The 21,842-nt window shown below is 68.5% G+C and carries 21 protein-coding genes; 16 read left to right on the top strand and 5 right to left on the bottom strand.

The features are described from left to right. Positions 1 to 15 precede the first annotated feature (15 nt). From mbtG to ACZYW1_RS21495, 5 genes are all read left to right on the top strand, one after another. Entirely contained in the window at positions 16 to 1,320 is a 1,305-nt protein-coding gene (gene mbtG, locus ACZYW1_RS21515) for an NADPH-dependent L-lysine N(6)-monooxygenase MbtG (protein WP_463788482.1), read from the top strand. Further along, positions 1,298 to 1,510: an MbtH family protein gene (locus ACZYW1_RS21510; protein ID WP_463788481.1), complete on the top strand. Its 213-nt coding sequence runs from the start codon at positions 1,298 to 1,300 to the stop codon at positions 1,508 to 1,510. The genes mbtG and ACZYW1_RS21510 overlap by 23 nt, the downstream gene beginning before the upstream one ends. After that, a complete protein-coding gene (locus tag ACZYW1_RS21505) occupies positions 1,510 to 4,122 on the top strand; it encodes an ABC transporter ATP-binding protein/permease (protein ID WP_463788480.1) in 2,613 nt (870 codons plus the stop codon). Before ACZYW1_RS21510 ends, ACZYW1_RS21505 begins: the two co-directional genes overlap by 1 nt. Next, a complete protein-coding gene (locus ACZYW1_RS21500; RefSeq protein WP_463788479.1) occupies positions 4,119 to 5,858 on the top strand; it encodes an ABC transporter ATP-binding protein in 1,740 nt (579 codons plus the stop codon). Before ACZYW1_RS21505 ends, ACZYW1_RS21500 begins: the two co-directional genes overlap by 4 nt. A 124-nt stretch (positions 5,859 to 5,982) precedes the next feature. Further along, positions 5,983 to 6,495, top strand: a complete 513-nt coding sequence (locus ACZYW1_RS21495; RefSeq protein ID WP_463788478.1) for an MTB12 family secreted protein — start codon at positions 5,983 to 5,985, stop codon at positions 6,493 to 6,495. 3 nt (positions 6,496 to 6,498) lie between these two features. On the opposite strand, the gene ACZYW1_RS21490 is transcribed toward ACZYW1_RS21495, so the two are convergent. Continuing rightward, positions 6,499 to 6,819 (bottom strand): type II toxin-antitoxin system VapB family antitoxin, encoded by a 321-nt coding sequence (locus ACZYW1_RS21490; protein ID WP_463788477.1) that lies wholly within the window; start codon positions 6,817 to 6,819, stop codon positions 6,499 to 6,501. Between the two features lie 105 nt (positions 6,820 to 6,924). Between ACZYW1_RS21490 and hrcA the strand changes: the two genes are divergently transcribed. From hrcA to era, 7 genes are all read left to right on the top strand, one after another. Continuing rightward, entirely contained in the window at positions 6,925 to 7,968 is a 1,044-nt protein-coding gene (gene hrcA, locus ACZYW1_RS21485; protein WP_463788476.1) for a heat-inducible transcriptional repressor HrcA, read from the top strand. 89 nt (positions 7,969 to 8,057) lie between these two features. Beyond that, a complete protein-coding gene (gene dnaJ, locus ACZYW1_RS21480) occupies positions 8,058 to 9,203 on the top strand; it encodes a molecular chaperone DnaJ (RefSeq protein WP_463788475.1) in 1,146 nt (381 codons plus the stop codon). After that, complete coding sequence (locus ACZYW1_RS21475; RefSeq protein WP_463788474.1) at positions 9,204 to 9,962, top strand: 16S rRNA (uracil(1498)-N(3))-methyltransferase; 759 nt, start codon at positions 9,204 to 9,206, stop codon at positions 9,960 to 9,962. 85 nt (positions 9,963 to 10,047) lie between these two features. Next, on the top strand, positions 10,048 to 11,082 hold the full coding sequence (locus ACZYW1_RS21470) for a PhoH family protein (protein ID WP_463788473.1): 1,035 nt from the start codon (positions 10,048 to 10,050) through the stop codon (positions 11,080 to 11,082). Between the two features lie 4 nt (positions 11,083 to 11,086). Continuing rightward, on the top strand, positions 11,087 to 11,620 hold the full coding sequence (gene ybeY / locus ACZYW1_RS21465; protein WP_463788472.1) for an rRNA maturation RNase YbeY: 534 nt from the start codon (positions 11,087 to 11,089) through the stop codon (positions 11,618 to 11,620). Then, positions 11,617 to 12,900, top strand: coding sequence for a hemolysin family protein (locus ACZYW1_RS21460; protein ID WP_463788471.1), 1,284 nt, complete (start codon positions 11,617 to 11,619; stop codon positions 12,898 to 12,900). The genes ybeY and ACZYW1_RS21460 overlap by 4 nt, the downstream gene beginning before the upstream one ends. Continuing rightward, positions 12,897 to 13,796, top strand: a complete 900-nt coding sequence (era, locus tag ACZYW1_RS21455; protein ID WP_463788470.1) for a GTPase Era — start codon at positions 12,897 to 12,899, stop codon at positions 13,794 to 13,796. The genes ACZYW1_RS21460 and era overlap by 4 nt, the downstream gene beginning before the upstream one ends. 5 nt (positions 13,797 to 13,801) lie before the next feature. Here era and ACZYW1_RS21450 read toward each other — a convergent pair whose 3' ends face one another. Beyond that, the gene (locus tag ACZYW1_RS21450) at positions 13,802 to 15,241 is read right to left on the bottom strand and encodes an amidase (RefSeq protein WP_463788469.1); all 1,440 of its coding nucleotides are present in this window, start codon (positions 15,239 to 15,241) and stop codon (positions 13,802 to 13,804) included. 63 nt (positions 15,242 to 15,304) lie between these two features. On the opposite strand from ACZYW1_RS21450, the gene recO reads away from it, so the two are divergent. The 3 genes from recO to ACZYW1_RS21435 are packed head-to-tail and all read left to right on the top strand — an operon-like array spanning position 15,305 to position 17,407. Then, positions 15,305 to 16,144 (top strand): DNA repair protein RecO, encoded by an 840-nt coding sequence (recO, locus tag ACZYW1_RS21445; protein WP_463788468.1) that lies wholly within the window; start codon positions 15,305 to 15,307, stop codon positions 16,142 to 16,144. Continuing rightward, positions 16,104 to 17,018, top strand: a complete 915-nt coding sequence (locus ACZYW1_RS21440) for a decaprenyl diphosphate synthase (protein ID WP_463788467.1) — start codon at positions 16,104 to 16,106, stop codon at positions 17,016 to 17,018. Before recO ends, ACZYW1_RS21440 begins: the two co-directional genes overlap by 41 nt. Next, positions 17,018 to 17,407, top strand: a complete 390-nt coding sequence (locus ACZYW1_RS21435) for a hypothetical protein (RefSeq protein WP_463788466.1) — start codon at positions 17,018 to 17,020, stop codon at positions 17,405 to 17,407. Before ACZYW1_RS21440 ends, ACZYW1_RS21435 begins: the two co-directional genes overlap by 1 nt. Here the strand turns inward: ACZYW1_RS21435 and ACZYW1_RS21430 are convergent. Then, positions 17,404 to 17,802, bottom strand: a complete 399-nt coding sequence (locus tag ACZYW1_RS21430) for a Fur family transcriptional regulator (RefSeq protein WP_463788465.1) — start codon at positions 17,800 to 17,802, stop codon at positions 17,404 to 17,406. The two genes, ACZYW1_RS21435 and ACZYW1_RS21430, sit on opposite strands and share 4 nt — an antisense overlap. Beyond that, positions 17,799 to 18,173 carry an ArsR/SmtB family transcription factor gene (locus tag ACZYW1_RS21425; protein WP_463788464.1) on the bottom strand — a complete coding sequence of 125 codons (375 nt, stop codon included), beginning with the start codon at positions 18,171 to 18,173 and terminating at the stop codon, positions 17,799 to 17,801. The genes ACZYW1_RS21430 and ACZYW1_RS21425 overlap by 4 nt, the downstream gene beginning before the upstream one ends. Positions 18,174 to 18,234: 61 nt before the next feature. Here ACZYW1_RS21425 and ACZYW1_RS21420 point away from each other — a divergent pair, with 61 nt between their 5' ends. After that, complete coding sequence (locus ACZYW1_RS21420) at positions 18,235 to 19,662, top strand: glycine--tRNA ligase (RefSeq protein WP_463788463.1); 1,428 nt, start codon at positions 18,235 to 18,237, stop codon at positions 19,660 to 19,662. Between the two features lie 157 nt (positions 19,663 to 19,819). On the opposite strand, the gene ACZYW1_RS21415 is transcribed toward ACZYW1_RS21420, so the two are convergent. After that, positions 19,820 to 21,814, bottom strand: a complete 1,995-nt coding sequence (locus ACZYW1_RS21415) for a TPM domain-containing protein (protein ID WP_463788462.1) — start codon at positions 21,812 to 21,814, stop codon at positions 19,820 to 19,822. Positions 21,815 to 21,842: the final 28 nt, after the last annotated feature.

Genomic DNA, 21,842 nt, shown 5'->3' with positions numbered 1-21,842 from the left:
GAAGGCGGTGGTGTCATGACCACGCTTGCAGTGCTCGGCGCGGGTGTGAAGGCAGTGGCTGTCGCTGCCAAGGCGCACGTGCTGCGCGAGATGGGTGTCGACGCACCGAACGTGGTGGCCCTCGAGCGGACCGGGGTGGGCGCCAACTGGCAGGCCAGCGGCGGCTGGACCGACGGCGCCCAGCGGCTCGGAACCAGCCCCGAGAAAGACGTCGGTTTCCCCTACCGCTCCTCGCTGGTGCCACGCCGCAACGGCGAGCTCGACGAGCGGATGACCCGGCACAGCTGGCAGGCGTACCTGATCGCCACCAGCCAGTTCGCCCAGTGGATCGACCGCGGCCGGCCGGCGCCGACCCACCGGCGGTGGAGCCAGTACCTGCGCTGGGTGGCCGACGAGATCAACATGAACGTGGTCTACGGCGAGGTCGACCGACTCGCGGTCGACGGTGACCGGTGGGCGCTGCACACCGACGAAACCACCGTCTACGCAGACGGTTTGATGATCACCGGGCCGGGCCAGGCCGAGCGCTCGCTGCTGCCCGGCAATCCCCGGGTGCTGTCGATCGCACAGTTCTGGCACCGCGCCGGTCAGCACGAGCGGATCGACGCCGAGCGCGTCGCGGTCATCGGCGGTGGCGAGACCGCGGCGGCGATGCTGAACGAGCTTTTCCGGCACCGGGTTTCGACGATCACCGTGATCTCGCCCCAGGTAACGCTGTTCACCCGCGGGGAGAGCTTCTTCGAGAACGCGCTGTTCTCCGATCCCAGTGACTGGACGGCGCTGACGGTGGGCGAGCGCCGGGACGCGATCGCCCGCACCGACCGCGGGGTGTTCTCGTCCAATGTCCAGGACGCGTTGCTGGCAGACGACCGTATCCGTCACCTGCGCGGGCGGGTGGCCCATGCGGTCGGCCGCGACGAGCAGATCCGTCTGACGCTGTCCACCAATCGCGGCAGCGAAAACCTGGAAACCGTCCACGGATTCGACCTCGTCATCGACGGATCGGGTGCCGACGCGCTGTGGTTCACCTCGCTGTTCAGCCAGGATGCGCTCGATCTGCTGGAGCTGGGCCTGGGCGGCCCGTTGACCGGAGATCGCGTCCAGGAGTCCATCGGCTACGACCTCGCCGTCAGCGACGTGGCACCGAAGCTGTTCCTGCCCAACCTCGCCGGGCTCAACCAGGGACCCGGTTTTCCCAACCTCAGTTGTCTGGGGCTGCTGTCCGATCGGGTGCTGGGCGCCGATCTGGGCGCCGGCGCCCTGTGCCCCGCCAACAGAGCCTCGACCAGGAGAGACGATGAGCACCAATCCCTTCGATGACGAGAACGGCACCTTCGTAGTCCTCGTCAACGACGAAGACCAGCACAGCCTGTGGCCGACCTTCGCCGACGTCCCGGCCGGCTGGCGCCAGGTTTTCGGTGCGTCCGGGCGCGCGGAATGCCTGGCCTACGTCGAGGAGAACTGGACCGACATGCGGCCCCGTAGCCTCCGCGAGGCGATGGATCGCTGATGGCTCGCGGCATACAGGGGGCGATGCTGCGGGGCTTCGGCGCCCGTGACCACACCGCGACGGTTCTCGAAACGGTGCATATCGCACCGCATTTCATCCGGATCCGGATGGAATCGCCCACCGTGTTCCAGGACGCCGCCGCCGAACCCGCGGCATGGCTGAGGTTCTGGTTCCCCGATCCCGACGGGTCGACCACCGAATTCCAGCGCGCCTACACGATCTCCGAAGCCGACCCGGCCGCCGGCCGTTTCGCCGTCGACGTCGTGCTGCACGATCCGGCCGGCCCGGCGTCATCGTGGGCCCGCACGGTCGAGTCCGGCGCGACCATCGCGGTGATGTCGCTGATGGGCTCGTCGCGTTTCGACACACCCGACGAGCACCCGGCCGGCTACCTGTTGATCGGTGACGCCGCGTCGATCCCCGGAATCAACGGGATCATCGGCATCGTCCCGGACGACGTGCCGGTCGAGGTGTACCTGGAGCAGCACGACGACAACGACCGGCAGATCCCGGTCGCGCAGCATCCGCGGTTGCGGCTGCACTGGGTCGCCCGGCGCGACGAGAAGTCGCTTGCCGCCGCGCTCGAACACCGGGACTGGTCGGACTGGTACGCCTGGGCGACACCGGAGGCCACCACGCTCAAGCATGTCCGGACCCGGCTGCGCGACGACTTCGGTTTCCCCAAATCTGTCATCCACGCCCAGGCCTACTGGAGTGCGGGCCGGGCGATGGGCACCCGCCGAGGCGACGAGCCGGCCGACGTGGCCACCGTCGCGCTGAGCAGCGAACCGGTGACCGGCGCCCCGGAAACCGTTGTGGTGCAGCAGGAGCCGACGACCGCCCCGGCCGCGCAAGGAAGCTGGCGGGCGCAGGCCGCGGGCCGATTGCTCGCGCCGCTGCGCACCGCGCTGATCGCCTCTGGTGTGCTGCAGGCGATCACCACGCTGGTGCAGCTGGCCCCGTTTCTGCTGTTGGTCGAACTGGCCCGGCTGCTGGCCGCCGGCGCCGACTCCGCGCGACTGCGTGAGGTCGGCTTCGCGGCCGTCGCGCTGCTCGGGTTCGGCACCCTGCTGGGTGCCGCGCTGACGCTGTGGCTGCACGTCGTCGATGCGCGGTTCTCCAGCGATCTGCGCTCGCGGTTGCTGAGCAAACTGTCACGATTGCCGTTGGGCTGGTTCACAGCTCGCGGTTCCGGCTCGATCAAACAACTGGTCGCCGACGACACGCTGTCATTGCATTATCTGGTCACCCACGCGATTCCGGACGCCGTCGCGGCGGTGGTCGCGCCGCTCGCGGTGCTGGTCTACCTGTTCGTCGTCGACTGGCGGGTGGCGCTGGTGCTGCTGATCCCGGTGCTGTTCTACCTGATCCTGACGTCGTCCATGACGATCCAGTCCGGGCCGCGCATTCCGCAGTCGCAACGCTGGGCCGAGCGGATGAGCGGCGAGGCCGGCGCGTATCTGGAAGGCCAACCGGTGATCCGGGTGTTCGGTGGAGCCGCCGCGTCGAGCTTCCGGCGCCGGCTCGACGAATACGTCGGCTTCCTCACCGACTGGCAGCGCCCGCTGGCCGGCAAGAAGACCACCATGGACCTGGTCACCCGACCTACGACCTTCCTGTGGCTGATCGTCGGCACCGGCACCCTGCTGGTCGTCTTCGACGGGATGAACCCGGTCGATCTACTGCCGTTCCTGTTGCTGGGTACCACGTTCGGCGCCCGGCTGCTCAACATCGCCTACGGCCTCGGCGGTATCCGCGCCGGCCTGCTGGCCGCCCGCCGTCTGCAGATCACCCTGGACGAGCCCGAGCTCTCGGTGCACGACGAATCCCGCGACGCGGCCGGCGACGCCTCGGCCACGGTGGTGTTCGACCACGTCACCTTCGGTTACCGGCCCGGTGTCCCGGTGATCCACGACGTGTCGCTGACGCTGCGGCCCGGTACGGTCACGGCGCTGGTGGGCCCGAGCGGGTCCGGCAAGTCGACCCTGGCGGCACTGCTGGCCCGCTTCTACGACGTGCAGCACGGCGCGATCACCGTTGCCGGGCAGGACATCCGGACGCTGACCGCCGACGAGCTGTACACCCGGGTCGGGTTCGTGCTGCAGGAAACCCAGCTGGTCCACGGCACCGTCGCCGACAACATCGCGCTCGCCGTGCCCGACGCCACCCGCGCGCAGGTCGAGGCGGCGGCCCGGGACGCGCAGATCCACGACCGCATCGTCCGACTGCCGAACGGCTACGACACCATGCTCGGTGCGGCGAGCGGACTGTCCGGAGGTGAGCGGCAGCGGCTGACGATCGCCCGTGCGATTCTCGCCGACACCGGCGTCCTCATCCTCGACGAGGCCACCGCGTTTGCCGATCCCGAGTCGGAATACCTTGTGCAGCAGGCGCTGAACCGCTTGACGCGAGAGCGCACGGTACTGGTGATCGCGCACCGGCTGCACACGATTGTCGGTGCCGACCAGATTGTCGTGCTCGATCACGGCCGGATCGCCGAGCAGGGCACGCATGACGACCTGCTCGCCGCGGACGGCCGCTACCGACGGTTGTGGGACAGCGGCCGGCGCGACCCGGTGACCGCCACCAGCACCCAGGAGGCCACCCGATGATCCGCACCTGGATCGGCCTGGTCCCGGCGGAGCGTCGCGGCAAGGTCGCGGTCTACGCCCTGCTGGCCATGATTTCGGTGATCGTGCGGGCGGTCGGCACCGTCCTGCTGGTCCCGTTGGTGGGTGCGTTGTTCAGCAGCACCCCGCAGCACGCACTGGTCTGGCTGGGCTGGCTGACCGCGGCGACGGCGGCTGGGTGGGCCATCGACACCGCCACTGCGCGAATCGGTTTCGACCTGGGCTTCGCGGTGCTCGACCACACCCAGCACGACGTCGCGGACCAGCTGCCGGATGTGCGGCTGGAATGGTTCAGTGCGGAGCACACCGCCACGGCCCGGCAGGCGATCGCGGCGACCGGACCCGAGCTGGTCGGTCTCGCGGTGAACCTGCTCACCCCGTTGGTCACGGCGGTGCTGCTGCCGGCCGCGATCGCGGTGGCGTTGTTGCCGGTGTCCTGGCAGCTCGCGGCCGCGGCGATGGGGGGTGTGCCGCTGCTGCTGGGGGCGCTGTGGGCGTCGGCCCGACTGGCCCGTCGCGCGGATCAGGCTGCCGCCGAAGCGAATACGTCACTGACCGAGCGGATCATCGAATTCGCCCGGACCCAGCAGGCATTGCGCGCCGCCCGGCGCGTCGAGCCGGCCCGCAGCATGGTCGGCGATGCGCTGTCCGCGCAACACGGTGCGATGATGCGCCTGCTCACCATGCAGGTTCCGGGTCAGCTGCTGTTCAGCCTGGCCAGCCAGCTCGCGCTGATCCTGTTCGCCGGCGCGACCACCGTTTTGACCATCACGCACCAGCTTTCGGTTCCCGAGGCGATCGCGCTGATCGTGGTGATCGCCCGTTACCTGGAGCCGTTCACGTCGATCAGCGAACTCGGCCCGGCGCTGGAGAGCACCCGCGCCACCCTGGACCGCATCCGCTCGGTGCTCGGTGCACCGGTGATCGCGGCCGGCCCGGAAACTCGCCGTGGGTACCACGATGCGCCGCTCATCGAGTTCGAGGACGTCGCGTTCGGCTACGACGGCGCGAGCACGCCGGTGCTCGACGGGGTGAGTTTCGCGTTGCGACCGGGGACCACCACGGCGATCGTCGGGCCGTCGGGCTCCGGGAAGAGCACGGTGCTGGCGCTGATCGCCGGCCTGTATCAACCCGTCCGTGGCCGCGTCCTGATCGACGGCGTCGACGTCGCGACCCTCGACGCGGAAGCCCGTCGCGCGGCGAGCAGCGTGGTGTTCCAGCATCCCTACCTGTTCCACGGCACCATCCGCGAGAACATCTCGGCAGGGGACCCGGCCGCCACCGACGCGCAGTTCAGCCGCGCGGTCGCGCTGGCCCGGGTGGACGAACTGACCGGCAGGCTGCCGGCCGGCGCCGAGACGGTCGTCGGCGAAGCCGGCTCGGCGTTGTCCGGCGGGGAACGGCAACGCGTCAGCATCGCGCGCGCCCTGCTGAAGCCGGCGCCGATTCTGCTGGTCGACGAGGCCACCAGCGCGCTGGACACCGAGAACGAGGCCGCGGTCGTCGATGCGTTGACCGCGGATCCGCAACCGCGGACCCGGGTGATCGTCGCCCACCGGCTGGCCAGCATCCGACATGCCGACCGGGTGCTTTTCCTCGACGCGGGCACCATCGTCGAAGACGGCACCGTCGACGAGTTGCTCACCGCCGGTGGACGTTTCGACGATTTCTGGCGCCAGCAACGCGACGCCGCCGAATGGCGCATCCACGCCGGCTGATCGGGCGGTGGTTTTGACGACCGATATCGGGCTATCCGACACGCCAGGCAGGCCCGCTCGCCGCCGGTCGCGCGGTGAGCAGCAGAATGACACTGATGCTCAGGTCCAAATCGAAGGGACAACGATGACTCTGAAAATGTTCGCCACCGGGGTGGCCGCCGTCGCCGCCGTGGGAGCCGCCACAGCGGGTGCGACGTCGCTGGCCGTAGCTGGCGCCCCGGCGCCGCAGGTCGCGCCCGTCGTGTTCGACGTGCCACTCGACCCGCCCGGCCAGCAGGCGCTGCCCAGCCCGCAGCAGCTGTCGGACCTGTGCAATCGGGTCACCGACCCCGGCGTGGGTTATGAGACGAAGGTCGGACTGGTCGAAAACGGAATCCCGCCCAACGAGGGTCACGTCGCCGACCACGACCTACGCCAGGCCTACCGGCACGGCAACTTTCCGGAGCAGTTCGCGGTCAGCAACATCGAGTCGGTGGCGCCCAACACGGTGAAGGCCGACGTCGCCATCACCGGTCCCAGGTTCGCCGGCCCGGTCGAGAAGAACCTTGTGTTCATCGACCAGGGTGGTACCTGGGTGCTGCAGCACGACGCTGCGCTGGCCCTGGTGCAGGCCGCAACGGCCATCACCAACGACTAAGCCCTAGGCCTGGTCGGGGCGCTGGGTGACGGCGTCCAGGTCGAGCAGCCGCGCGTGCAGCACGGTGCGGTTCCGCAACGCCGAACGCACCGCGTGGTGCACGCCTTCCTCGAGGTAGCACACGCCCTTCCACTTCACCGCGTGCGGGAAGAGATCGCCGTAGAAGGTCGAGTCCTCTGAGAGCAGGCGATCCAGGGCCAGCACCGTGGTGGTGGTGACCAGTTCGTCGAGCCGGATCTGCCGTGGCGGAATCCGCGACCAGTCCCGGTAGGACAGGCCGTGGTCGGGGTACGGCTTGCCGTCGCGCACGCCCTTGAAGATCACCTGAGGCTCGTTTTCGGTGTGATGCTCTCCGATGCGGCCATGCAGCACAGGGTACTTGCTGGTGATCCCCGTAAACTGGTCGGAGGTTAGGAGGAACGATCGCCGATGGGAAGTGCCGATGAGCGCCGATTCCAGGTGCTGCGCGCGATCGTCGCCGACTTCGTAGCCACCAAGGAACCGATCGGTTCGAAGTCGCTCGTCGATCGGCACAACCTCGGGGTGTCCTCGGCGACGGTGCGCAACGACATGGCCGTGCTGGAGGCCGAGGGTTACATCACCCAGCCACACACCAGCTCCGGGCGGGTGCCCACGGAGAAGGGCTACCGCGAATTCGTCGACCGCCTCGACGACGTCAAACCGATGTCGATCGCCGAGCGGCGGGCCATCCAGAGCTTCCTGGAGTCCGGGGTCGACCTCGACGACGTGCTGCGCCGCGCCGTGCGGCTGTTGGCCCAGCTGACTCGGCAGGTCGCGGTCGTGCAGTACCCGACGCTGTCGACGTCGAGAGTGCGGCACCTGGAGGTGATCGCGCTGACCCCGGCCCGGCTGCTGATGGTGGTGATCACCGACACCGGACGGGTGGACCAGCGCGTCGTCGAACTCGGCGACGTCATCGACGAACACCAGCTCTCGCAGCTGCGGGAGATACTCGGCCAAGCACTGGACGGCCAGAAACTCTCGGCGGCATCGGTGGCTGTCGCCGACCTGGCCGCCCAGCTCGACGGTCGCGGAGGCCAGTCGAAGAGCCTCAGCGACGCGGTGGGCCGCTCGGCTACCGTGCTGCTCGAGTCCTTGGTCGAGCACACCGAGGAGCGGTTGCTGTTGGGCGGCACCGCCAACCTGACCCGCAACACCGCCGACTTCGGCGGGTCGTTGCGTTCGATCCTGGAGGCACTCGAGGAACAGGTCGTCGTCCTCAAGCTGCTGGCCGCGCAGCAGGAGGCCGGCAAAGTCACAGTCCGCATCGGACACGAGACCGAGGCCGAGCAGATGATGGGCACGTCGGTGGTGTCCACCACCTACGGCACCCTGGACACCGTCTACGGCGGCATGGGCGTACTGGGGCCCACCCGGATGGACTATCCGGGAACTATGGCTAGTGTCGCTGCGGTTGCTCTCTACATCGGCGAAGTGCTGGGCACACGATGAGCCGGCATTCCAGGCACAATTCAGTAATGACCGTTTTCTCGCGGTCGATCTGGGTCTGAGAACCCAGGAAACTTCAGGAAGGTCGGAGCGTGGCACGCGACTATTACGGTCTGCTCGGCGTGGGCAAGAACGCCAGCGACTCGGAGCTCAAGCGGGCGTATCGAAAGCTGGCGCGCGAACTGCATCCCGACGTCAACCCCGACGAGGCCGCGCAGGCGAAGTTCAAGGAGATCAGCGTCGCCTACGAGGTGCTGTCCGACCCCGAGAAGCGACGCATCGTCGACCTGGGCGGCGATCCGCTGGAGAATGCCGCGGCGGGTGGCGGCGGATTCGGCGGGTTCGGCGGTCTGGGTGACGTTTTCGAGGCATTCTTCGGCGGCGGCACGACGTCGCGGGGTCCGGTCGGACGGGTTCGGCCGGGTTCGGACTCGCTGCTGCGGATGCGGCTCGACCTGACCGAATGCGCCACCGGCGTCAGCAAGCAGGTCACCGTCGACACCGCGGTGCTGTGCGATCGCTGCCAGGGCAAAGGCACCAACGGCGACTCGAAGCCGGTGTCCTGCGACACCTGTGGCGGCCGCGGCGAGGTGCAGACCGTCCAGCGTTCCCTGCTCGGCCAGGTCATGACGGCCCGACCGTGCCCCACCTGCCGCGGCGTCGGGGAGGTCATTCCCGACCCCTGCCATCAGTGCGGTGGCGACGGACGGGTGCAGGCCCGCCGGGAGATCGCGGTGAAGATCCCCGCCGGCGTGGGTGACGGCATGCGGGTTCGCCTGGCGGCGCAGGGCGAAGTGGGGCCCGGCGGGGGACCGGCCGGCGACCTGTACGTCGAGATCCACGAGCAGCCGCATGACATCTTCGTGCGTGACGGCGACGACCTGCACTGCACGATCTCGGTGCCGATGGTCGATGCGGCCCTGGGCACCACGGTGACCGTCGACGCGATCATCGACGGCCTGACCGAGATCACCATCCCAGCCGGAACCCAGCCCGGCTCGGTGACGACGCGGCGTGGCCACGGCATGCCGCATCTGCGCTCGGGTGTGCGCGGCGACCTGCACGTCCACGTCGACGTGGTGGTCCCGGAGCGGCTCGACCATCAAGACGCGGACCTGCTGCGCGAGTTCAAGAGCCGGCGCAGCCGCGATGTCACCGAGGTCCGCTCGACGCACACCGCCGCCAGCAACGGTGGCGGACTGTTCAGCCGGCTGCGCGAAACCTTCACCGGGCGCTAATTGCCCGGCCTGTTCTACGTCGACGCGCTGCCCGGCAGCGGTGAGCCGGTTGTCCTCGACGGCGACGAGGGGTTCCACGCCGCCACCGTGCGGCGCATCCGGGTCGGCGAGGAACTGATTCTCGGCGACGGCGCCGGCGGGGTGGCCCGCTGCACCGTCGAAGAGGCGACCCGCGACGGTCTGCGGGCCCGGGTGATCGAGCGCAGTCAGGTCGCGCCGGCACTCCCGCCGGTCACGGTGGTCCAGGCGCTGCCCAAATCCGAGCGTTCCGAGCTGGCCGTCGAGCTGGCCACCGAGGCCGGCACCGACGCGCTGCTGGCCTGGCAGGCGGCGCGGTGCGTGGCCCGCTGGGACGGGGCCCGCGCCGAGAAGGGGCTTCGGCGCTGGCGGGCGGTCGCCCGCGCGGCTGCCCAGCAGTCGCGCCGCGCCTACATTCCGACCGTCGACGGTGTGCTGTCGACCGCCGCCCTGGCCACCCGGGTCGGCGAGACGACGGCGTCCGGCGGCGTCGTGCTGGCGTTGCACGAATCGGCCGAGGCGCCGCTGACGGCGGTGAGCCTGGCGCAGGCGACGTCGGTGATGCTGCTGGTCGGCCCCGAGGGCGGCATCGCACCTGACGAGCTGGCCGCGCTCGTCGCCGCGGGTGCACGCGCCGTGCGGCTGGGCCCGACGGTGTTGCGCACGTCGACCGCGGCCGCCGTGGCGCTGGGCGCGCTGGGTGCGCTGACGTCGCGATGGTCGCTGGGCGACGACGGCTAACCAGTGGTTTGGCCAACCCACCGGCGGTAGACTCGAGTCGCTAACCCGCTGGACAGACCACAGAAAGCAGGCTTAAGAACCCATCGTGTCGCCCCGCGAGACCAACACTGCTGGTCCGTCCGCATCGTCGGTTCGCAGCAGTATCGATGTTCCGCCCGACCTCGTCATGGGCCTGCTTGGCTCCGCCGACGAGAACCTGCGCGCCCTCGAACGACTTCTGACCGCCGACCTACATGTCCGCGGCAACGCTGTGACGCTGTCCGGTCAGCCGGCCGACGTCGCGCTCGCCGAACGGGTGCTCTCCGAACTGATCGCGATCGTCGCGGGTGGCCAGGCGCTCACCCCGGACGGCGTGCGGCGCAGCGTCGCGATGATCGTGGGTACCGGCAACGAGTCGCCGGCCGAAGTGCTCACGCTGGACATTCTGTCGCGTCGCGGTAAGACGATCCGGCCCAAGACGCTCAACCAGAAACGCTACGTCGACGCGATCGACAACCACACCATCGTGTTCGGGATCGGACCGGCCGGCACCGGCAAGACCTACCTGGCCATGGCCAAGGCGGTCAACGCACTGCAGACCAAGCAGGTCGGCCGGATCATCTTGACCCGCCCGGCGGTGGAAGCCGGTGAGCGCCTTGGCTTTCTGCCCGGCACGCTGAGTGAGAAGATCGATCCCTATCTGCGTCCGCTCTACGATGCGCTGCACGACATGATGGACCCCGAGCTCATCCCGAAGCTGATGTCGTCGGGCGTGATCGAGGTCGCGCCGCTGGCTTACATGCGGGGTAGAACCCTCAACGACGCGTTCATCATTCTCGACGAGGCGCAGAACACCACCGCCGAGCAGATGAAGATGTTCCTCACCCGCCTGGGGTTCGGTTCCAAAGTCGTTGTCACCGGCGATGTCACGCAGATCGATCTACCCGGCAACCACCGGTCGGGGCTGCGGGCGGCCGTCGACATCCTGGATGGGATCGACGACATCCACATCTCGGAGCTCACCAGCGCCGACGTGGTGCGCCACCGGCTGGTCTCCGAAATCGTGGACGCCTATGCCCGACACGAACAGCCCGGGCTGACGATGAACCGCGCCGGGCGTCGCGGCACGGGTCGCCGGTGACTGTATGACGATCGAGGTCGCCAACGAATCCGGGATCGACGTCTCCGAATCCGAATTGATCAGCGTCGCAAAGTTTGTCATCGCCCAGATGGACGTCAATCCGGCCGCCGAGCTGTCGATGGTGCTGCTGGACACCGCGGCGATGGCCGACCTGCACATGCGCTGGATGGACTTGCCCGGGCCAACCGATGTGATGAGCTTTCCGATGGACGAGCTCGAACCCGGCGGGCGCCCCGATGCGCCGGAACCCGGCCCGGCCATGCTCGGCGACATCGTATTGTGTCCCGAGTTCGCCGCCGAACAGGCCGCGACGGCCGGTCATTCGCTGGGACATGAGTTGGCGCTGTTGACCATTCACGGCGTGCTGCATCTGCTCGGCTACGACCACGGCGAGCCGGACGAAGAAAAAGAGATGTTCGGCCTGCAGCGCCGCTTGTTGGAGGAGTGGGTCGCCGACCAGGTCGAGTTCTACCGCCAGCAACGCCAGCACGAGCGAGACCAGCGATTGCTGGACAAATCAAGGTATTTCGACCATTGAACAGTTTCGCTTCGCTGTTCGGCGCGATCCTGCTGATCTCTCTGGGTAGCGTGTTCGCGGCCATCGACGCGGCGATCAGCACGGTGTCGATGGCGCGGGTGCAGGAGATGGTCCGCGACGAGCGGCCGGGCGCGGTCCGACTGGCCGGGGTGATGACCGACCGGCCCCGTTACATCAACCTGGTGGTGCTGCTGCGGATCGTCTGCGAGATCAGCGCGACCGTGCTGCTGGCGCAGTTCTGCTATCGACAGGTGAGCCGCGACTGGGGTCTGTTCATCGCCGCGGTGGTGATGGTGGTGGTCAGCTTCGTCGTCATCGGTGTCGGGCCCAGGACGCTGGGACGCCAGAACGCCTACTCCATCGCTCTGGTTTCCGCCCTTCCGCTGCAGGCGATTTCGGTTCTGCTGACCCCGATCAGCCGGGTGCTGGTGGTGTTGGGAAACATGTTGACGCCCGGTCGCGGCTTCCGCAACGGTCCGTTCTCCTCGGAGATCGAGTTGCGCGAAGTCGTGGACCTCGCGCAGCAACGCGGCGTGGTCGCCGCCGACGAGCGCCGGATGATCGAGTCGGTGTTCGAACTCGGCGATACGCCGGCCCGTGAGGTGATGGTGCCGCGCACCGAGATGATCTGGATCGAGCACGACAAGTCCGCCGCCGAGGCGACGTCCGTGGCGGTCCGCAGTGGGCACTCCCGCATTCCGGTGATCGGCGAGAACGTCGACGACATCGTCGGCGTGGTGTACCTGAAAGACTGTGTGCAGCAAGCGTATTACTCGTCGGCGAGCGGACGCGAGACCGCCGTGACGGAGGTGATGCGCCCGGCGGTGTTCGTCCCGGACTCCAAGCCGCTCGATCAGTTGCTGCGGGAGATGCAGCGCGACCGCAACCACATGACATTGCTGGTGGACGAATACGGCGCGATCGCGGGCCTGGTGACCATCGAGGATGTGCTCGAGGAGATCGTGGGCGAGATCGCCGACGAGTACGACGCCGCCGAGGTGGCTCCTGTAGAAGAGTTGGGCGACAACCAGTTCCGGGTGTCGGCCCGGTTGCCGATCGAAGACGTCGGTGAACTGTACGGGCTGGAGTTCGAGGAGGATCTCGACGTGGACACCGTCGGTGGCCTGCTGGCTCTGGAGCTGGGACGGGTGCCGCTGCCGGGTTCCGAGGTGGAGTCGCACGGCCTGCTGCTGCACGCCGAGGGTGGGCCCGACCACCGCGGCCGGGTCCGGATCGGTACCGTTCTGCTCCGCCGCGTCGACACCAACGGTGTCCGATGACCGAATTCCGTTCCGGTTTCGTCTGTTTCATCGGCCGGCCCAACACCGGCAAGTCGACGCTGACCAATGCGCTGGTCGGCTCGAAGGTCGCGATCACGTCGAACCGCCCGCAGACCACCCGGCACACCATCCGGGGCATCGTGCACCGCGACGACTTCCAGATCATCCTGGTCGACACGCCGGGTCTGCATCGACCGCGCACCCTGCTCGGCAAGCGGCTCAACGATCTGGTTCGCGACACCTACAGCGAGGTCGACGCGATCGGTCTCTGCATCCCAGCGGACGAGGCGATCGGTCCGGGGGACAGGTGGATCGTCGAGCAGGTCCGATCCACCGCTCCCCGAACGACTTTGGTGGCCATCGTCACCAAGATCGACCGGGTGTCCAAGGACAAGCTGGCCGCGCAACTGTTCGCGGTCAGCGAATTGGTGGGCCCCGACGCCGAGGTCGTTCCGGTGTCGGCGACCACCGGTGAACAGGTCGACCTGTTGATCGGTGTGCTGGCTGCCGCGTTGCCGCCCGGTCCGCCGTACTACCCCGACGGTGAGCTGACCGACGAGCCCGAAGAAGTCCTGATGGCCGAGTTCATCCGGGAGGCCGCACTCGAAGGTGTCCGCGACGAACTGCCGCACTCGTTGGCGGTGGTGATCGACGAGATCAATCCGCGCGACGGCCGCGACGACCTGATCGACGTGCATGCGCTGCTCTACGTCGAGCGTGACAGCCAGAAGGGCATCGTGATCGGCAAGGGCGGGGCGAGGTTGCGTGAAGTGGGCACGGTCGCGCGCGGTCAGATCGAGAAGCTGCTGGGCACCAAGGTCTACCTCGAGCTGCGGGTCAAGGTGGCCAAGAACTGGCAGCGCGACCCGAAACAGCTTGGTCGACTGGGCTTCTGACGCGGCTACCGCACCGCCTCGGTCTCGGCGTCCCACCAGACCGTCGGCTGTTTGGCCGCCCAGCCGCCCAGCGCCTCCAGTTCGGCCGCCAGCGACACCAGCAACGGCTCGCTGTTGGCCGGCCCCATCAGCTGCACACCGATCGGCAGGCCCTCGGACGTGAAACCGGCCGGCACGTTGATCGACGGCCACCCCAGCACATTCCACGGCCAGGTCACCGGGCAGGCCGCGATCATCGCGCGGTCGGTGCCCAGTCCGCCCAGCTTGTCGAAGGACTCGGCGAGCGGGGGCGGCAGCGCGGTCGTCGGTGCCAGCACCACGTCGACGATGCGGAAAATCGAGCCCACCCGCCGCTGGTTGGCGGCCTCGCCGGCCCGGGCGGCGCGCAGGATCTGCTGCGAGAGAAGCCGGCCCATCCGCATGTTGGACAGCGTCCGGCGATCGAATTCGACACCGTCGCCCAATCGCTCGGCCCAATCCAGCAGTCCGGATGTGGACCGCGACAGGAAGTTCCACGACAGCCGCAGCCCGTAGTCGGGGTTTCCGTCGACCACGGTGTGGCCGAGTAGCCGGAGCTGATCGCCCACCGATTCCAGCGCCGCCTCGATCTCGGGATTTAGGCGGGCCGGAAAAGCGGTGAACGGGAACCGGGTCGACAACGCGATGCGCAGCGAGCCGGGCGCGATGCCGACGTGATCGGAGACCGTCACCGGCGGCGGCTTGTGCAGATCGCCGTCGACGTTGCCGGACGCCGCGTCGAGCACCAGCGCCGCGTCGGCGACCGTGCGGGCCAGCACCCCGTTGACGGTGATCCCGTTGAACGCCTCGCGCAGCGGCCACGTCGAGATGCGGCCACGCTGAGGCTTGATGCCGACCAGATGGGTCCACGCCGCGGGAATGCGCACGCTGCCCGCCCCGTCGGAGCCGATCGCCGCGGTGACCAGCCCGGCGGACACCGCGGCCGCGCTGCCGCCGGATGAACCGCCCGGAGTGTGCCGGCGCGACCACGGGTTGCGGGTGTGGCCGAATGCGGGGCCGCTGGTGAACGGCCACTGGCCCAGTTCGCAGGTGTTGGTCTTGCCGACGATCACCGCGCCGGCGGCCTTCAGCCGGCGCACCACCTCGGCGTCCTGGGTGGCCGGCTGGACGTGGCCGGACGTGCCGAAGTAGGTCGGCTGGCCGGCGACGTCGACGTCGTCCTTGACCGCGATCGGCACACCGAGCAGCGGCGCCTGGTCACCGTCGGCGCGGCGCCGATCGGCCCTGGCGGCGGCGGCCAGCGCCGACTCGGTGAGCACCACGCGGAACGCGTTCAGCGTCGGCTGGCTGGACTCGATGGCGTGCAGAGAGCGACGGACCAGCTCGTCGGAGGTGACCTCACCACTGGCCAGCTGATACAGCTGGTCGGTCAGCGTGGGGAAACGGCGATCGGCGGAGTTACTCATCGGTACCGACATTATCGGCGCGCGTCCGGGGCCCCGTCGCAACCTGGTGCCAAACTGATACCTATGCGGCTGTACCGGGACCGGGCGGTCGTGCTGCGCCAGCACAAGCTCGGCGAAGCCGACCGGATCGTCACTTTGCTCACCCGCGACCACGGGCTGGTTCGCGCGGTGGCCAAGGGTGTTCGCCGTACCCGCAGCAAGTTCGGCGCGCGATTGGAGCCGTTCGCGCACATCGACGTCCAGCTGCATCCGGGCCGCAACCTCGACATCGTCACGCAGGTGGTCTCACTCGACGCGTTCGCCACCGACATCGTCAGCGACTACGGCCGCTACACCAGCGCGTGCGCGATGCTGGAAACCGCCGAGCGACTCGCCGGCGAGGAGCGGGCACCGGCGCCGGAGCTGCACCGGCTCACGGTCAGCGCGCTGCGCGCGGTCGCCGACGGCAGCCGGCCCCGCGAGTTGGTGTTGGACGCGTATCTGCTGCGGGCCATGGGCATTGCCGGGTGGGCCCCGGCGCTGACCGAATGCGCGCGTTGCGCCACGCCCGGCCCGCACCGGGCATTTCACGTCGCCGCGGGCGGCAGCGTGTGCGGCTTCTGCCGCCCACCCGGCGCGACGACACCGCCGCTGGGCGTGCTGGACCTGATGGCCGCCCTGCGCGACGGCGACTGGGAGGCCACCGAGGGCGCACCACAATCAGCTCGCAGCCACGTCAGCGGATTGGTGGCCGCTCACCTGCAGTGGCATCTGGAGCGGCAGTTGCGCACCCTGCCGCTGGTCGAGCGGATCCGGCGCGTCGAGGTGATCGATCAGAGCCTGCTCGACCGCCGGGTCGCTCTGGTCAGGCAGGATGTGGCGCATGGAGACGAGCCGGGTGAGCCGCTCAGAGCGGAGGGCTGAGCGCAAGCGGAAGTCCGACTTCCCCCAGCTCGCCCCGGCCCCCGATGACTACCCGGTGTTCCCGGACACCTCGACGTGGCCGGTGGTCTTTCCGGAGTTGCCGCCCGCGCCCGACGGTGGGCCGCTCCGGCCGCCGCAGCACATCTCCAAAGCGTCGGCCCCGGCGATACCCCTGGAGCAGTTACCCAATCACGTCGCGATCGTGATGGACGGCAACGGCCGCTGGGCCACCCAGCGCGGTCTGCCCCGGGTGGAAGGCCACAAGATGGGCGAGGCCGTCGTCATCGACATCGTCTGCGGGGCAATCGAAATGGGCATCAAGTGGCTCAGCCTGTATGCCTTCTCCACCGAGAACTGGAAGCGTTCGGCCGACGAGGTCCGCTTCCTGATGGGCTTCAACCGCGACGTGGTGCGACGGCGCCGGGTGAACCTCAACGAAATGGGCGTCAAGATCCGGTGGGTGGGCTCGCGGCCGAGGTTGTGGCGCAGCGTCATCAACGAGCTGGCGGTCGCCGAGGAACTGACCCTGAAGAACGACGTGATCACGGTCAACTACTGCGTCAACTACGGTGGCCGCACCGAAATCGCCGAAGCGGCAAGGGATATCGCGCGTGAGGCGGCAGCGGGCAGGCTGAACCCGGACCGGGTCAACGAGGCGACCATCGCCCGGCACCTGCACCGCCCGGACATCCCCGACGTCGATCTGCTGTTGCGCACGTCGGGGGAGCAGCGGACCAGCAACTTCATGCTGTGGCAAGCCGCCTACGCGGAGTACATCTTCCAGGACACGCTCTGGCCCGATTACGATCGCCGCAACTTGTGGGCGGCCTGCGAGGAGTATGCGTTGCGGCATCGACGATTCGGGACGGCGTGATGGCGTCTCTGCCGGAACGGCTGCTCGCCGTGCTCTCCGAGGTGCTGCCGACCGATGCCGAACCGGACGGCGCGCTGACCGTGCATCACGGCGGCACCATCGCCTCGTTGCGGGTGGTGCCGATCAACGAAGACCTCGACCTGGTCTCGTTGACCCAGATGGTGGCGTGGGATCTGGCGCTGCGCAAGAAGATTCGCGACGTCGTCGCCGACCAGTCGCGTACTACGCTGCTGGGATCGGTGACGCTGGCGGAGAAGCCGGGCAAGGCCGCGGATGTGGTGCTGCGCTACAACTTTCCCGGAAACGGCCTCAACGACGATGCGCTACGTACGCTCGTCCTGATGGTGCTCGACAAAGGCGCCGAAATACGCCGCGCACTGACGGGTTAGCCGCAGTCCGAGCAGGTGCCGTAGATCTCGATGGTGTGACTGACGTCGGAGAAACCGTGCTTGGTGGCGACTTCGGCGGCCCACGCTTCGACCTCGTGATCGCCCACCTCGACGGTGGATCCGCAGTTGCGGCACACCAAGTGGTGGTGGTGGTGATCGGAACAACGGCGATAGACCGACTCGCCGGTGTCGTTGCGCAGCGTGTCGAGCAGGCCCGCTGAGGCCATCGACTGCAGGGTCCGGTAGACGGTGGTCAGCCCGATGTTCTCGCCACGCTGGCGTAGTTCGTCGTGCAATTCCTGGGCCGAGCGGAACTCGTCGAGGGTGTCGAGCAGCTCCGCGATCGCGGCTCGCTGTCGCGTGGCGCGGACGCCGGCCCCGGTGCCGGTGGTCATTTGTCCTCCCCGGCGTGCGCGACGGCGTCGACCACGATGTGCGCCAGGTGGTGGTCGGCCAGTCGGTAGAGCACCTCGCGTCCGGACCGCTCCCCGGCGACCACGCCCGCGGCCTTGAGGATCTTCAGGTGCTGGCTCACCAGCGGCTGCGGGACGCCGAGTGCGTCGACCAACTCGTGCACGCAACGCTGGGACACGTTCAGCTGAAGCACGATCGCGATCCGCACCGGCGCGGCCAGCGCGCGCAACAGCTCGCCGGCGGCGTCGAGGATGTCCCGCGGTGGCGGCGACGGCAGTTCCGCGGCGTCGCTGTGCTGGTGCTCGCTGACCAGTTCGTCGCCGTCAGCTGCGGTGGGGGATGAGAGAGGCATGCTGCCTCCACTGTCACATGCATAACCACGCATGTCAAAGAGCGCGGCGGGGATCGCTACGATGACGGATCGTCCATGCACAACGACATTCAGGAGACCGCACCTCGTGGCGTCCGTCATCGACACCGTCGTCAACCTCGCCAAACGGCGTGGCCTGGTCTATCCCGCCGGTGAGATCTACGGCGGCACCAAATCGGCGTGGGACTACGGTCCGCTGGGCGTGGAACTCAAGGAGAACGTCAAGCGGCAGTGGTGGCGCTCGGTCGTCACCGGCCGCGACGACGTCGTGGGCCTGGACTCGTCGATCATCCTGCCGCGCGCGGTGTGGGTGGCCTCGGGCCATGTCGAGGTGTTCAACGACCCGCTGGTGGAGTGCCTGAACTGCCACAAGCGGCACCGCCAGGACCACATGCAGGAGGCTTACGCCCTGAAGAAGGGTGGCGATCCGGACTCGGTGCCGATGAGCGAGATCGTCTGCCCGGACTGCGGTACCAAGGGCCAGTGGACCGAGCCGCGCGACTTCAACATGATGCTCAAGACCTACCTCGGTCCGATCGAGACCGAGGAGGGGTTGCACTACCTGCGGCCCGAGACCGCGCAGGGCATCTTCGTGAACTTCGCCAACGTGGTCACCACGTCGCGGCGCAAGCCGCCGTTCGGCATCGGCCAGATCGGCAAGAGCTTTCGCAACGAGATCACGCCCGGCAACTTCATCTTCCGCACCCGTGAGTTCGAGCAGATGGAGATGGAGTTCTTCGTCGAGCCGTCGACCGCCAAGGAATGGCATCAGTACTGGATCGACACCCGTCAGCAGTGGTACGTCGATCTCGGCATCAACCCGGAGAATCTGCGGCTCTACGAGCACGCGCCCGAAAAGCTCTCGCACTACTCCGACCGCACCGTCGACATCGAGTACAAGTTCGGCTTCTCCGGCAACCCGTGGGGTGAGCTCGAAGGCATCGCGAACCGCACCGACTTCGACTTGTCCACGCACTCAAAGCATTCTGGCGTCGACCTGTCGTACTACGACCAGGCCAACGACACCCGCTACACGCCGTACGTGATCGAGCCGGCGGCCGGGCTCACCCGCTCGTTCATGGCCTTCCTGATCGACGCGTATCACGAGGACGAAGCGCCGAATGCCAAAGGCGGGGTGGACAAACGAACCGTGTTGCGGCTCGACCCGCGGCTGGCGCCGGTGAAGGCCGCGGTGCTGCCGCTGTCGCGGCATGCCGACCTGAGCCCGAAGGCCCGCGACCTGGCCGCCGAATTGCGCACGTGCTGGAACGTCGACTTCGACGACGCCGGCGCGATCGGTCGCCGCTACCGGCGCCAGGACGAGATCGGTACGCCCTACTGCGTGACGCTGGACTTCGACTCCCTCGACGACCATGCCGTCACGATCCGCGAACGCGATGCGATGACGCAGGAGCGGGTGGCGATCGACGGGGTGCTCGACTATCTCAGTTCGCGGTTGCGAGGCTGCTAAATCCTCGGCCCGGAACCCGGGCCGAACCGGGGCGGACTAAATTTCGCAAACCCCTACCCTATTGGTCACCCGTTTAATATCATCGGTAAGTCGACGCGGCGGCTCACTAGGGCGTGGTGAGCTGCCGCGTCCACCATGCTCAGGGCAGTGGCCCGGCTCAGAACCGCCCGCCGCCGCCCATGAAGCCGCCGTCGGACGAGCCCGAACCGCCGAATGACGTCGGGCCCCAGCCGCCGCCACCGAAGCCACCGCCACCGAAACCGCCGCCGCCGAGCATGTCGCCGATGATGATGCCGCCGAGCACCGCACCGGTGTGGTCGCCGCCGCCGTAGCGCGACGTGTAGGCCTGCTGCGCGGATTGCACGTCGGTCTCGGCCAGCGATTGCGCTTGGGCGGCCAGCGATGCCGCCTTGTTGGCGTGGGCGATCGCTACGTTCAGATCGGCGGACTCGGTGTCGTGTGCGGCGTCGATCTCCCGACTCGCCTCCGAGAGTCGAGTCCGCGCTTCGGGCCCGATGCTGCCCCGCCGGTTGTCGATGTACTCCGAGACCGCGTGCACCCGCGACTGCGCGGTGAACAGCGTCTGCTCCAGGGTTCGGCCGAGCCGCTGCGCGGTCGCCTGCTCCTCGGCAACCGTGGCCAGCAGCCGATTCAGGTCGGCGTCGGCCTTGGTCAGTGCGGTGAACGACGCGAGAGGGTCCCCGGAGCCGCTGGTGCGGGCGGCGTCGAGAGCCCGGGCGGCGGCGTCGCGGGCCCCGGACAGCTCGCGCAGGTGCGGGGTTTTGGTCTTCTGCGCGCTCCGCAGGGTGGTGTCGGCGTGTTCGATGCCGGACGTGACGTCGGCGGTCAGCGACGGCAGCGCCGCGACGGCGTGCCGGATGTCGTTGGCGGCGCTGTCGACCGCGTCGAGCAGTGAACGTGCTTGTCCCAGCGATGATTCCGCGGCACGCACGGCGTCGACGAGGGCACTCTGCTCACCGCTGACCGGCTTGGCCGCTTTCTCGCGGGCGTGGCCTAGATTCTGTTCGGCGAACGTCAGGCGATCCCTGGCGGTCGTGACGTTGGTGGCCACCGAGGCCAGCGCGGCGGCGTCGAATTCGTTGTGCAGCTCGGTCATCCGCTGGTCGGCCGGGTCGAGCCGCGCGGTGAGGTCGACGACCTGCTGGGTGAGCGCGTCCAGCCGCGACGGCGCGTTGACCACCAGGTCGCGCATCTCCTCGAAGTCCTCCCGTTGCGACTCCAGCTCGCGATCGGCGCGCGCGGCGGCCACGATCACCTCGGTCAGCAGTTCGCGCCGGCGTTGCCGGGTCTCGGGGATCGCGTCGTCGAGTTGCTGGCGCACGCTGAATGCCTGGGCCAACGCCGCTTTGGCGGCGTCGACCGCGCGGGTGAACGGCTGGGTCCGCTGCTCGCCGAACTCCTCGATCGTCAGTGCCAGCTCGTTGGCGCTGGTGCGCACCGCGTTGTCGACGTCGACCACCTTCCACCGGGACAGGTCGTCGAGTGCGCCCAGCGACAGGCTCGCCAGCGCGTCGGGGTCGGTGGCGTCGACCCGCTTGGCCGCGGCCAATTCGGCGGTCCGGCGTCGACGACGGCGCCAGCGGGTGACCACGTACAACGCCGCCACCGCGACCAGGATGACGCCCAGGCCGATCAGCAGCGGTGCCGAGCTTCCCGACTTCTGGTCGCGGTCCAGGCCGTTGGCCGCCGCGACCGCGGCCCCGCTCCAGTCGCCACGGCGCAGCGCGGGCTCGATCTGGTTGCGCCGCAGCTCGTCGACCTGGCCCGCGTCGATCGTCTTCACCCGGTTCGGAATCCGGAACGCGTAGGAGTGGTCAACGGTCGCCACGGCCAGAACCGCGTCGAAGTCGCCGAGGTCGCTCACGCTTCGGGTGCTGTCCGCCCAGTCGACCGCCGACCGCCCGAAGAAGGTGTCGACGTACACCACCCACAGCTGAATACGACGGTCGGAGTACAACTTTCCGCTGGCGGATTCGACGGCGGAGCGGCCATCCGGGCTCAGGGCCCCGACGGTGTCGGTGATGTAACCGGACAGTCGGAAGGGTGGCTGGGCGGTGGCCGAGGGCGCGATGGTGAGCGCGGTGATCAGCATCGCCATGAACACGGCGACCAAGCGGCGGAGGGTGCTCATGTCCGCCAATCTAGCCCCGTGGGGATTC

It is taken from the genome of Mycobacterium sp. IDUB_36 (genome assembly GCF_055419225.1).
The sequence above is the reverse complement of the archived record's forward strand: the minus strand, read 5'-3'. Positions and strand labels throughout refer to the sequence as shown.